Source organism: Novosphingobium huizhouense, assembly GCF_020179475.1.
GTDB lineage: Bacteria > Pseudomonadota > Alphaproteobacteria > Sphingomonadales > Sphingomonadaceae > Novosphingobium > Novosphingobium huizhouense.
Window position 1 is genome coordinate 743879 of the sequence record NZ_JAILXZ010000002.1, and the last position, 11858, is coordinate 755736.

At 66.5% G+C, this 11858-nt stretch carries 8 protein-coding genes and 1 pseudogene; all 9 read right to left on the bottom strand.

The window, feature by feature from the left end; genetic code table 11:
- Nucleotides 1-57: 57 nt before the first annotated feature.
- Complete coding sequence (locus tag K3A85_RS11795; RefSeq protein WP_225206697.1) at nucleotides 58-2412, bottom strand: TonB-dependent receptor; 2355 nt, start codon at nucleotides 2410-2412, stop codon at nucleotides 58-60.
- 70 nt (nucleotides 2413-2482) lie between these two features.
- Nucleotides 2483-3316, bottom strand: a complete 834-nt coding sequence (locus tag K3A85_RS11800) for a fumarylacetoacetate hydrolase family protein (protein WP_225206698.1) — start codon at nucleotides 3314-3316, stop codon at nucleotides 2483-2485.
- Nucleotides 3317-3404: 88 nt separating this feature from the next.
- Nucleotides 3405-4316, bottom strand: a complete 912-nt coding sequence (locus K3A85_RS11805) for a VOC family protein (RefSeq protein ID WP_225206699.1) — start codon at nucleotides 4314-4316, stop codon at nucleotides 3405-3407.
- On the bottom strand, nucleotides 4313-4741 hold the full coding sequence (locus tag K3A85_RS11810; RefSeq protein ID WP_225206700.1) for a GlcG/HbpS family heme-binding protein: 429 nt from the start codon (nucleotides 4739-4741) through the stop codon (nucleotides 4313-4315). Before K3A85_RS11810 ends, K3A85_RS11805 begins: the two co-directional genes overlap by 4 nt.
- Nucleotides 4738-6207, bottom strand: a complete 1470-nt coding sequence (locus K3A85_RS11815) for a bifunctional 3-(3-hydroxy-phenyl)propionate/3-hydroxycinnamic acid hydroxylase (RefSeq protein ID WP_225206753.1) — start codon at nucleotides 6205-6207, stop codon at nucleotides 4738-4740. The genes K3A85_RS11810 and K3A85_RS11815 overlap by 4 nt, the downstream gene beginning before the upstream one ends.
- 11 nt (nucleotides 6208-6218) lie before the next feature.
- Complete coding sequence (locus K3A85_RS11820; RefSeq protein ID WP_225206701.1) at nucleotides 6219-7439, bottom strand: amidohydrolase family protein; 1221 nt, start codon at nucleotides 7437-7439, stop codon at nucleotides 6219-6221.
- A gap of 112 nt (nucleotides 7440-7551) precedes the next feature.
- Nucleotides 7552-8232: a LysR substrate-binding domain-containing protein gene (locus K3A85_RS11825; RefSeq protein WP_225206754.1), complete on the bottom strand. Its 681-nt coding sequence runs from the start codon at nucleotides 8230-8232 to the stop codon at nucleotides 7552-7554.
- A gap of 33 nt (nucleotides 8233-8265) precedes the next feature.
- Nucleotides 8266-8442, bottom strand: a pseudogene (locus K3A85_RS11830) (helix-turn-helix domain-containing protein); the annotation flags it as partial.
- Complete coding sequence (locus K3A85_RS11835) at nucleotides 8439-11855, bottom strand: glycosyl hydrolase (protein WP_225206702.1); 3417 nt, start codon at nucleotides 11853-11855, stop codon at nucleotides 8439-8441. The gene K3A85_RS11835 and the pseudogene K3A85_RS11830, both read right to left, overlap by 4 nt.
- Nucleotides 11856-11858 lie beyond the last annotated feature (3 nt).

Below are 11858 nucleotides of genomic sequence, written 5' to 3' on the forward strand. Positions count from 1 at the left end.
TTCGTCCTGCTGCGAGGGACTGCGGGCGGCGACAACCGGCCGCCGCCCGCCTTCATGTCAGAACTTCGTTTCGAGGCTGACGCCGAAGGTGCGTTCGGCTTCGCGCGTGCGCCAGTTGACGTAGCCGCCGTTGGTGAACGGGAGGCTGATGACCGCCGCGTTGAAGTCCTGCTTGAACAGGTTGCGCACGAAAGCGCCGACCCGCCAGCGATCGTTGATCGAACCAAGACCGATGTTGCCGTTGACGATGACGTATCCGTCCTGGTGCTGGAAGGGATCACCCACGGCATAGGACACGTCGCTGCGCAGCGAGGAATTCATCGCGAAGTCGAACTTCAGCGCGTCGCCGACCGGCTGCTCGTACGTCACGCCGGCCGTGACGGCATGCTTGGGGGCACCCGGAAGCGCTTCGCCTCCCGCCTGGTACAGCGACGTGCCGCTCGAGCTGTCGCAGACCGTGGCGGCCAGACCCGTGCGGTTCTGGTAATCGGTGCAGGCGGTCAGGTAGTCCGTGAACTTGGCGTCCGAGTACGTGTACGAGACGTTGAACGAAAGCGACCGGGTCGGACGCATGACGAGTTCGACCTCGAAGCCCTTCGCTTCGGCGGCGCCGGCGTTTTCGGTCAGGAATTCCTGGCCATTGAACACCGAGGTCTGCAGCTGCTTGTACTTGTCCCAGAAGGCGTTGACGTTGACCGTCAGCGCGCGGTCGAGGAACTGCATCTTGGCGCCGACCGTCACGTCGTCGACCTGCTGCGGCTTCACGTTGCTGCGCGTGCCGGTGAGACCCGAAAAGGTCACCGTCGGCCCGAGGTAGCCACGCGCATAGGTGGCATAGAACAGCAGATCGCGGCTCGGCTTGAATTCCGCGCCGGCGCGCCCCGACAGCTTCGTCGCCTTGGTCTTGCCGGTGGTGAGATCACGGGTTGCGTAAGGCACGGTTCCCGACGGCGTGAAGCCGTTGGACGGCATCGGCGGCACGAACGGCGCAAGATCAGGGTCCACCGTGCTGTAGTTGTGCGACGTGACGCTGTCGTGCGTCAGACGCAGGCCACCCAGCAGCGCGAACGTATCCGACACGTGGAACTTGCCATCGAGATACCCGGCGATGCTGTTGGTCGTGGTGTCGGTATGGTTGTACCCGGCGGTGATCGACACGGTCGGGAACGTCGAATACGGCATCGCCGGACGCAGGATTGCGCTCTGGCCAAGGCCGATGCCGGTTTCCTGGCGCGAGGCAAAGGCACCGGCAATGAATTCGAGCGCCCGGCCCGAAGGCGAGGTCACGCGCAGTTCCTGGGAATAGGATCGGCGGGTCTGGCCGGGATCACGGGCATAGAACTTTTCATACGGCAGGCCGTCGATCGAGAAGGCGAAGGCGCCTTCCTTCTGTTCGCGGAACGCAGTGATCGAGGTCAGCGTGTAGTCGCCCAGCTTCAGGTCGGCCTGGAGCGAGGCGCCGTAATATTCGACCGAGCTGTAGCCGGCGCCATCGTCGATCGACTTGTCGTTATGCTCGTCGACCGTCACGCCGAGCGCGGCGAGGTTGACGAAGGGCAGGCCGACAAGGCCGCCCGGCGCGGTCAGGTTGGCATCGAGATGGTTCAGCGTCCAGAGCTGGCCGGGGCCCTTGGTCTTGGTCTTCGAATAGTCGCCGATCACGTAGATCGACAGCGCATCGCTCGGCTCCCACAGCAGCTTGGCGCGACCGCCGTAGTTGTGCTGGCCGCCCCACTTCTCGTTGCGAACGACGTTATCGACATAGCCGTCGAATTCGCGGTCGAAGGCATAGATGGCCAGCGCGGCGTTCTTGCCGAGCGGCAGGTTGACCGAGCCATGGATGTCGCGTTCGTTGAGCGACCCGTACGACCCGAACAGCGAACCCGAGACCTTGTCCATGTCGGGGCGCTTGGTGGTGATGTTGATCACGCCCGACGACGCGTTCTTGCCGAACTGCGTGCCTTGCGGGCCCTTCAGCACTTCGATGCGTTCGAGATCGCCCAGCGACTGCACCGGGTTGCCGAAACCGATCACCACGTTGTCGACGACGAGGCCGACCGGCAGTTCCGACGAGCTGGTGAAGCCGCCCAGCGTGCCCACGCCGCGGATGCGGAAGCCGGCGTCGTTCGGGGTCTGGCCGAACTGGACCGAAGGGAACGAATACTGGATGTTGGTGAGGTCCTTGAACCCGGTCGCCGCGAGTTGCTGGCTGGTCACGGCCGAAACCGCGATCGGCACGTCCTGCAGACGTTCGGCGCGACGCGTCGCGGTGACGATGATCTCGCTCGCGTCGGTCGGGGCTACAGCGGCAGCGGCATCCTGCGGCGGCGCCGCGTCCTGCGCAAAGGCCGGCGTGGAAAACGCTGCAAGGCAGAGACCGCCCAGCAGGGCGGAACGGTTGAAACGGGTCATGATCTTCTCCCCACACTTCCATTGATTGGCCGCGCGACGTGAGACCCCCTCGCCTCGCGCGGCGGGTTGGTCAGATTTCGTCGTTGACGGGATTGCTCAGCGTGCCGATCGCGCCGATCGAGACTTCGACCCGGTCGCCGGCCTTGATGTAGAGCGGCGGATTGCGCTTGTCGCCGACACCGCCCGGCGTGCCGGTGGCGATGACATCGCCCGGGTGCAGCTCGGTAAATGTCGAACAGTATTCGATCAGGAACGGAATATCCCAGATCAGGTCGCTGATCGGTTGATCCTGCACGACCTGCCCGTTGAGCGTGGTCGTGACCCGCAGGCTGGACAGGTCGGCTATCGCGTCCGGGGTCACGAGTGCGGGGCCGAAGGCCCCCGTGGCCGGAAAGTTCTTGCCCGGCGTGAACTGGATGTTGTGGCGCTGCCAATCGCGCACCGATGCATCGTTGAACACCGCATAGCCGGCGACATGGGCCATGGCATTGGCCCGCGCGATGCGCCGACCGCCCTTGCCGATGACCACGGCCAGTTCGCCTTCGTAGTCGAACCGGGTGCTTTCGACCGGACGCACCAGCGGCTCTCCATCGGCCACCAGCGTGTCGGCCCAGCGGGTGAAAACCGCAGGGTATTCCTTCTGATCGCGTCCGGTCTCGGCAACGTGCGTCGCATAGTTCAGCCCGATGCACAGGATCTTGCCGGGATTGGGCACCACCGGAAGAAGACGCACCGCGCTGCGGGCGAAACGACCGGTCGGAGCGAGCGCGGCCAGATCGCCGCCAAGCGCATCCTTGAGAAACGACGCGACGCCGGGGGTGCCCAGATCGTCGATGCTGTCACCGTCGAGCCTGCCGAAGCTCTTGGTCCCGTCCGGGCGGCGAAAACTGATGTACTGCGTCATTGTCTTTTCTCCCCGTCGCCCGGTCCTCGCGCCGGCCTGGCGTCCTGCCAGCAGGACCACCGCCGTCGCGCCGACAAAGGCGCGTCGATCAATTCTCAATCGTTTCGTCCGCGTCCCAGTCGCGGTGGCACCGGAACCGCTCCTCGGCCGCCCTGAGCCCCTCGAAATCCTTGTCGGAGATGCCCCACTGGTCGATCCGCTGTTCGGGCCAGGTCCAGTCGTCGGGCGCGCCAGCCCGATAATCGGCCGGCACCTTTTCCACCGCCGTCGAATATTCGATCACCGGGCCAAACGGCGCGATGTAGTAGGCATAGACGTTGTCGCCCGGCCCGTGACGGCCCGGGCCCCACGCGGGCGCGAAGCCATTGTCGCGCATCCAGCCGATGCCGCGCATGACAGCGTCGAGATCGTCCATCTCGAAGGCGATGTGGTTGAGGCTGGCAAAGCCGGCGCGGGCGAACGCGGTCGAATGGTGGCTGTCGTTGCAGCGCACGAAGACCATGCCCTTGGTGCGGTCCGAAACCCGGAAATCGAGCACGTCTTCGACCGCATGCCCCATCGCCTCGGCGTCGGCGGCGTTGAACACCACGTGCGTCAGCTTGACCGGGGAAACGCGCTTGGAGGACTTTGTAAAACCTTTGATCGGCGCGACTTCGCTCGTTCCGGCGAGGAAGCGCAAAATGGTGCCTTCGGGAAGCTCTACCAGCAGTCCGTGGCCCTCGCCCGGATCGGTCGAGACGACCGATCTGGCAGGCCAGCGCTTGGCTGCAACCCGCGCCTTTATGCCCGCCAGTTCATCCTCGCTGCACACGAACGTGGTCGAGCGGACGAATTCGCCATCGGCCTTCTCGAACGCGACGAGGTAGGGGAACGTGCCCGTGCCGCGCAGGTAGTGGGTATCGCCCCGCTGATCGGCGGCGGTCAGGCCCCATACGTCGACCATGAAGGCCGCCGCGCCCGCCGGATCGGGCAGCGCGAGTTCGATGCTGCGCAACTTCACTTTTCGGACTCCGTGCTGAAACCGGCGGCAGCGAGCCCAGCCAGTGCGCATTCCTCATCGCAATCGCCGGTATCGCCGCTGATGCCGACCGCGCCCACGATCGCGCCTGCATGGCGAACCAGCACGCCGCCGGGCGAAAAGGCGACATCGCCGCCAACAACGGCGGTGACGCTCTGGAAGAAGATGGGGTTGCCCTTGGCCCGTTCGGCCAGGACGCGCGTGCTGTCGCCCATGCCGATCGCGCCCATCGCCTTGGCGCGGGCAATGTCGAAGCGGAACAGGCTGGCCCCGTCCTCGCGAGCGAAGGCAACCGGGTGGCCGCCAGCATCGAGCACCACCACCGCCAGCGGCTTGGCCGCGCGTTGCCGGGCAGCATCAAGCGCGCCGGCGATGATGGACTGGGCGGCATGGAGGGAGAGAGTCATGCCGCCACCGTCAGGCTGGTCCCGAGCATCGCTGCCCGGGCTTCGAGAAGAGTCTGTGCCTCACCCGTCCCGAACACATAGTGGTCGGGACGCACGAGCACCGCAGGCACACCGCGCGCATCGAGCCACGCTGCCACCGCGCCATTGTCGGGAAGATCCCCATCGCGCGTGAACAAGCGCCAGCCGTGCCCGGCGAGATCGTCGAGCTTGCGACCATCGGTCAGCAGCGGCTGGATGAAGCGTTCGCCAGCGCCGGGCGTGCCGGCGATCACGATCCCGTCGGCAATGGCGGGGATGAGGTCGGCAGCGGTTTCACCCTGCTTTTGCGCGGCAGCCGCCCGGATTTCCGCGTCGCGGGCCGCGGCCTTGGCGGGGTCCAGCTCGCAGATGTAGCGCCCGGCGGCAACCGCCGCGCCGATCACCGCGCGCACGTGGGGATCGCGTTCCGGCTGGTATGTCTCGAGCAGCGCCTCGCTCGCGCCGTCGCGTGCAATCGCCGCCATCTTCCACGCCAGGTTGGCGACATCGCGCAGGCCGTGGCACATGCCCTGCCCGAAGAACGGCGGGGTCTGGTGCGCGGCATCGCCGGCGAGGAACACGTTGCCGACCTGCCAGCGTTCGGCGACGAGGCCATGGAAGCGATAGGTCGTGGCGCGCACGATCCGGTGCGGCACATCCTTCATCCATGCGCCGACAAGCGCGGCGACGGCTTCGGGCTGCATCATCGCCGCATCGTCTTCGTGCGGCAGCAGCATGAATTCCCAGCGACGATGATTGCGACGCCCCGGCACCACCGTGGCCGGCCGCGCCGGATCGCACATCATCACCGAAAGGCGTTGCAGGTCTGCGCCATCGGGCACGCCGGTGATCTGGGGGAAGCTGACGGGGCCATCAACTTCGGCATCGACGACCAGCCAGGGCTCCTCGAACTTAAGGTCGTCGAGCACGACGCCGAGCGCCTTGCGCACCGGGCTGCGCGCACCGTCGGCGGCAATCACCCAGCGGGCGATCACTTCCTTGCCCTCCCCATCCTGCGCGTAGGCCACCGTCACCTGGCCCTCGCCCTGGCGGAGGCTCAGGAATTCGGCGCCCAGCTGGAGCGAGATTGCACCGTTGTCGGCAAACGCCGCGCGAAGGTGCGCTTCCAGCTCGGGCTGGTAGAAGAAGTAGTCGTTGGCCCAGCCGAACGGGCGCGGCTTTCCGACCGTGCCCATGTAGCGGATCGTGCCATGATCGGCGCCGACGTGCAGGTGACCGTCGGTGGCGACCATGTCGGGTTCGACGCGCTCGATCACACCAGCAGATTGGAACAGCCGCATCATCTCGTGATCGAGATGAACGGCGCGCGGCAGGGGATAGTGGGTCCGCTCCTTCTCGAGCACGACCACGTTGAGGCCGGCGCGCCCTAGCAGGTTTGCCGCCATCGCGCCCACAGGGCCGCAGCCGATGATGGCAACGTCGTACATCGGCTGGTCCATCAGGCGGCCGGCGCCTTGTGGAGCACGCCGCCCTTCATGATCATCGCGAGACGCGCCTTGTCCTGCAGGATGGCGACGTCCTCGGTCGGATCACCATCGACCAGCAGCAGATCGGCGAGATAGCCTTCCTTTACCTCGCCCACCGGCAGGCCCATCAATTCGCCGCCCAGCCTGGTCGCGGCCACGAGCGCTTCGGTGGGCGTGTAGCCGAAGTGATCGACGAAGATCTGCAGATCGCGGGCGTTGCGGCCGTTGGGATTGAAGGGAAAGCCGTAGTCCCCGCCGATCAGGATCTTCACCCCGCGCGCCTTCAGAGCCGGGACCAGCTTGCGTTCCAGTTCCATGCGCTCGGCAGCGCTGGCCTTGGCCGCGCTCATGTCGATGTGCGGCGGCGGCGTGGCCTCGAGCGCCGCGATCGAGACGCCGGGCGACGGCGCGTAGAACGTGGTGTCCTTGGCCGCGACCATCGCGTCGGCAGCCGCCTCGTCGGCGTAGGAGGCATGGTAGATGATCCGCGCGCCGGCTTTCAGCGCCAGATCGATGGCCTCGGGGTAGTAGGCGTGGGCTGCGATCCACAGTCCTGCATCGCTGGCCGCAGCGCCTGCCGCCTCCATCTCCTCGGCGGTGTAGAGCATGTCCTTGGCCGTGCCCGGCTTCAGCGCATCTTCGCCCGAGACGACGAGCTTGATCGAGCCGATGCCCTCGTCCTTGCAGTAGGCGACGAACCGGCGGATGGCGTCGGGCCCCCGCCCGTTGAACACGTCGCCGGTCTCGACGCCCTCCGCCCCCTCGGGGCTGCGCTCCAGCGTCGATGGCACCAGCCTCGGCCCCGGGGTCTCGCCGGCCTCGATCGCGCGCGCCAGCTCCACTTCGACGCCATCGGCCAGCGCCCCGGCCGAATAGGCGCTGGTGAAGCCATGATCGAGCAGCACGCGGGCGTTGCGCCACGCGGCAACCTTCAGCTCCTCGGGCGGCAGCACGAATTGGTGATAGATCTTTTCGACCGACGAGCCCCAGGTCAGGTGGGCGTGGGCTTCGACCATGCCCGGCATCAGGGTGCGGCCCGCAGCATCGATCACGGTGTCGGCATCGACGTCGGCCAGCGCGTCCGGCCCGAGGCCGACCTTCGCGATCCCGTCGCCGTCGATCAGAACCGCGCCATCTGCGAGAGCCCTTCCGGCTCCGTCGAAAATACGAGCGTTACGGATCACCGTCCGCATAGATCATCTCCCTGCGCTCCCTGCGCGAAAGGCAGGGGCGTTGTTGGCGTTGCTATTGATCGTTTTTGAAGCGAGGAAAAATACTGATTCGCTATGAAAGCATAGGATCAGGTTATAGGTCGGAGGCCACGCTCTGCAGCATCCGGCGCGCCGCTTCGGACAGAAGGGTATCGCGATGCCGGCGGATGCCGACACTGCGGGTAAAGTCCGCATCTTCGAGCACGATCGCCCGGAGCACACCGATCGACAGCTCCGCCGATGCGACGGCGCGAGGCAGGATCGTTACGCGATTGCTGGAGCGGACGATGGCTTTCGTCGTCAGCAGGGAATCGCATCGCACCACTTCGCGCGGCATCGGCAGGCCGTTGGCGATGAACAGCGCATCAACCTGGCGTCGAAACGCGCCCTGTGCTTCCGGCAGCACCCAGCGCAGGTCGCGGGTTTCGGCGAGCGACAGGCGGTCGGGCAGGTCGTCGTGTTTGCGCCCCACGATCAGCGTGAAAGGATCGCGCGAGATCGTCGTTTCGATCAGGTCTTCCGCCACTTCCCCGATTTCCGTCGTCACAAATGCCAGTTCGATGTCGCCGCTGCGCAACATGTCGTTCAGCACGCTGTCCGGCCGCTCGATGACGTTGAGGCTGACCTTGATCCCGAGTTCGTCGAACGCCCCGATGGCGCGTGGCAGCAGGCTGACCAGCGCGCCGGGCGTGCCGCCGATCTGCAACGGCCCCCAGACCCCCGCGCGGACCCCGGCAACCTCGCTCTCCGCATCGCGCAGCAGGTTGTTCAGCATGCGCGCCCGCAGCGAAAGCGCCTGCCCTTCGGCCGTCAGGACGATCCCGCTGCGCGATCGATCGAACAGGCGCGCGCCGATCCGCGCCTCCAGCGCGGCGATAGCGTTCGAAACCGACGGCTGGGAAAGATTGAGCATCCGCGCCGCCCCGCTGATCGTCCCCGCCTCGCAAACGGCATGGAACGTCAGCAGGGCGCGGGGATCGATCATTGCCCCGGTATTGCGCGGTTATCCTCTCGCAGCAACCGCACCGGACCGATCAGCCCTGCCGGTCGCAGCGGCGCATCGGCGCGATAGGTGGGGATCGCCGTCCAGGTGATCCGCGTGGCGCCCGGTTGTGCGTCACCGATCAACCGGTTGACCCAGGTGTTGGCGACGCGGATCTCGAGCCGGTTGCGCCCGCGCCGGACGGCCTTGCCGATATCCAGGCGATAAGGCTCGTGCCAGACGGTGCCCACGTCGACGCCGTTGACGGAAACCTGCGCGATATCGCTGACCGCACCCAGATCGAGCCACACGGCCCGCCCGGGCGCTGCCGACCGCGGGAGGTCGAAGGTGCGGCTGTAGCTGGCAATGCCGGAGAAATACCGCACGCCCGGATCGCTCGCGGTCTGCAGCGGGATGAGCTTGGGCAGGGCAAGCGTCGCGGGTGCGCCGCGGCCTGCCTGGAAAGCGACGTTCCACGCCGTATCCAGCGAGGCTATCGCCACCTGCGTTGGCTTTTCGACCACGAGCGCGTCGGTCCGGGCAGGCTTGCGGAACACGACGAAGACCGAAGCTTCCTTCGCCAGCGTCATCGGCAAGATCGTCTCGCCGTTGGCGATCCGATAGGACACGGGTTCCATCTGCCCGGTATCGGCATGCCACAGTTCGGGCTGCTTGCCGGTAACGCGAAAGTGCGCCTCGAACGTTTCGTCCGCCTGCTTGCGGTTGTTGACGAACCAGGCATCTCCATCGGCCAGCTGGCGATGGACGAAAAGCACTTCGGCATCCTTGCTTGCGCCATCCATGCGGAAATCGGGCGCAACCCCTGCGCCGGCCAGCGCGGCGTCGATGTCGCTGCTGGCGATCACCCGTCCCGATCCGATCTGCGTGACCGGGCCGCCAGCCCACAGCCTTGCAATCAGCGCCTTGAACGCCGCAGGATCGTCGATGAGGCTGGGCGAACCTTCGGGCACCATGCCCACCACGGTCGCCCCCGCTTCGATCAGCGCGGCGAGCCGCTGCAGCGTCGGCAAGGTCATCTTGCGTGAGGACCCGCCAAGGTACAGCGCCTTGTACCGCGCCCCGCCCTTGCTGACGACCTCGCCGTCCTTCACCTCGAGCGCCTCGAACAGGGCGTCGCGGTTGACGTAGTCATAGGCATGGACCTTCGGCGCGTCGGCCACGCGCTTTTGCCCATAAAGCCCGGTAATCGGCGCTTCCTCGCCATAGAAATAGCCGACATCGGCCACGTTGCGCCCCGCCTGTAGCAGCAGCGAGGAACGCGCCATGTAGTCGACCCACGGCTTCGCCATTTCGGCCCAGGCTTCATGCCGGTTGAAGAACTGCCCGAAGATCATCAGCGACAGGCCGGGCTTCTTGTCATCGACCGGCTGATGGACCGAAGTGTGGACCACCGGGCGATTGACGCCGCTGGCGAACTCCAGGTCGATGATGCGGCGCAGCTCGTTCGGCGCATAGGCCCAGGGCGCGAGCGCCGAGGTCATCGATTCCGCCGCAACGAGGTTCTGGCCGTAGATGTGCGCCGTGGACGCCGCACCCTTCATGTCGGCGATATAGCTGGGGTTTGGCCCCGCCTTGCGCGAAAAGGTCCACAACGCCGCCATCGGCACGTCGGCGTGGCTGCGCATGGCGATGTCGTCGCCCAGCGACGGGCGGTTGTCCTCCAGCGCTTCGCCATAGACCTTGAGGCCGTTCTCGTGCGCGACCCTGGCGATGGTGCCATAATGCTCGGAGGCCATCAGGTCGGCCAGCGTCTGGCGATAATCGCGCAGGAAGGCGTCGGACTGCGTCCGGCTGCCGACCAGCGTACCGGTCAGCGCGGGGAACCACGGCGTGGGGTCATAGCCGCGCAGGCGCTTGAACTGGGCGACCATCTTCGGCGTCCAGTTGGCCGCGCCGACCTCGATGGAATCGGTCAGCAGCGCGCGCACGCCGCGCTTGCCCACCAGGTCGGGACCGGCCGCATCCTTGTACATGCCAAGGTAGTGCTCGAGATAGCCGCGCACCGCCGACCCGTCGAACTTGTCGACCTCCAGCCCCGTCGCCTCGGGCGGCGCCGGGTGGTTGGTGGTGCCAAGCAGGCTGGCGCCGAGCCGGATCACCCGCCACAAACCCTTGGGCGGCGTCCAGTCGAGCGAGCCGTCGGGCTTCATCCGGGCGGTAAGGTCGATGACCTTTGCGGGATCGATGCCCACGGCAGCCGGATCGGGCATGCCCAGCGCGTAGTAGTCGCGCTCGATGGCAAAGCCCGCCTTGGCTTCGAACTGGTCGACGCGCTCCGAAGACGACAGGCGGAACTGCTTGATGTCGAACGGCGCCTTCGCGGCAGCGGCCATCATCGCAATGAAGCCGCTGTCCGCTTCGACACCGGGCATCGCATCGCCAAGGTTCGATCCACGGAACGGCGCGGGCTTGAGCACGAGGCGGAACTGGCGCGCCGTGACGGCCGGGAAGCTGATCGTCGTCGGGGCGGCGCTGACGGGGATATCGGCGACCTTGCGCCAGAGCTTGCCATCATCGCTCGATTCCAGGACGGGATCGACGGTGGCACCGGCAAACAGCGCCTTGGCACCCGGAATATACAGCGTCGCAGAGCGGATCGACTGCGGCATGGCATAGGTCGCGACAAGCGTCGTCGGCGCTTGCGCAGACCCGCGTGGCAGGACAATGCCGGTCGCCAGGCTGGCGTCGTTCAACGCGGAGGCGTCCAGCGTCTTTCCATCGAGACCGGCCATCTGCGGCAGCGGATCGGCGACGGCTGCATGCGGCACGGCCAAGACCGCGATGTCGGTGTAGAACCGCGGCGAGACGAAGGCATGGCCACCCTCCAGCGAAGCCATCGGATCGGACGCTTCGAGATCCTGGAACGGGCCGGTGACCTGCGGTGGCGCAGCCAGCTTGCCGGCAAAGCGCTTGCCGCCGGTAATAACCGTCTCGCTCCAGACGACCTTCTTGAGGCCATCCTGCGCCTTCACCCAAGGCCCACCGGTTTCCGACCAGCCGGGCGACGCCGCGATGGCGAGTTCGAGACCCAGCCGGTCGGCTTCCGACGCGGCGAAGCGGAAGGCGTCCTTCCATTCGGGCGTCATGTAGACCAGCCGGTGATCGACGATCTGCGGCGTGGCGAGGCCGGCATCGAAGTTCTGCAGGCCGCCGATGCCCACCCGCTTCATCCAGGCCAGATCCTTGGCAATGCCATCCTTGGTGACGTTGCCGTTCATCCAGTGCCACCAGACGCGCGGCCGCGCCTCCATCGGGGGATCCTGAAACTCCTGCTCGAGACTGGGCGCAGTGTCCGCCTTGGCCGGCCCCGCCGGCGCATCTGCCACGGCGGCCGGAGCGAGCAGCGTGGTGCTGGCAAGGAGGCTGGCGAGCGAAAGACCGCGGCGAAAGTTCATGCT